Origin of the sequence: Mesorhizobium sp. M7A.F.Ca.MR.362.00.0.0, assembly GCF_004023175.1 — a bacterium.
Classification (GTDB): domain Bacteria; phylum Pseudomonadota; class Alphaproteobacteria; order Rhizobiales; family Rhizobiaceae; genus Mesorhizobium.
In genome coordinates this window covers 1-941 of the sequence record NZ_RZTF01000596.1, presented here as the reverse complement: position 1 = coordinate 941, position 941 = coordinate 1, and the positions used below count along the sequence as shown (strand labels likewise).

Sequence of the window (941 nt, the reverse complement as noted above, 5' to 3'; positions counted from 1 at the left end):
GCCTGCGGCTGCAATATGCATTGCATCAGCGTGCGGGAGATCTCGGCTGGGACGAAAACAATATCGAAGTGATCGACGCGGACCTTGGCCAGAGTGGAGCTGCGGCGGCTCACCGGGCCGGCTTCAAAGATCTCCTTGGACGCGTCACATTGGGTGAAGTTGGCATCGTTCTCTCGTATGAAGTGACACGGCTTGCCCGCAATTGTTCCGATTGGTACCCGCTCCTCGATTTATGCGGCTATCGGCAATGCCTCATCGGCGACCGCGACGGAATTTACGATCCGGGCTCGGCCAACGGGCGCTTGTTGCTTGGCCTGAAGGGTACGATCTCGGAAGTAGAATTGCACACGCTTCGTGGCCGCCTGACAGCCGGTTTGCTCAGCAAGGCTAAGCGGGGCGAGCTGGCATTGCTATTACCAGCCGGGTTGGAGCGGGACGCCAATGGTGTCGTGATGAAGGATTCAAACCAGGAAGTGCAGGACCGGATTGCCCTGATATTCTCTGCATTTTGGGAGTTGGGCACCGTCGGAAAAGTGATCCGTTCCTTGCGGGATCGTGCGCTCACCATACCGCGGCGAAATCGATTTGGCGACGTTATCTGGCGCGTCCCAACTGCCAGCATGCTTGCCGGGATGTTGAAGAACCCGGCCTATGCCGGCGCCTTTGTCTATGGCCGCACCCAGTCCTGTCACACCAGATATGCAAGTGGTAAGATCATCTCGCGACGCCGGCCAATGGCAGAGTGGAAAATCGTAGTGAAAGACCGTTATCCTGCTTATCTCGATTGGGAGCGTTACGAGCGGATCCAGACCATGCTGACTGACAATCATGCTGAATACCGACGAAACCAGACACGCGGTGCGCCGCGTGATGGCGCGGCGGTGTTGCAAGGCATTGTCTGGTGCGGGCGATGCGGCCATAAAATGGGCGTTGAATACAAG

Annotated in this window: 1 protein-coding gene; it reads left to right on the top strand. The window is 57.5% G+C overall.

Annotation, left to right across the window (positions count from 1 at the left end; genetic code table 11):
- Positions 1–941, top strand: a 941-nt coding sequence (locus EOC06_RS35705) for a recombinase family protein (RefSeq protein WP_164898950.1), incomplete at both ends; no start/stop codon positions are given.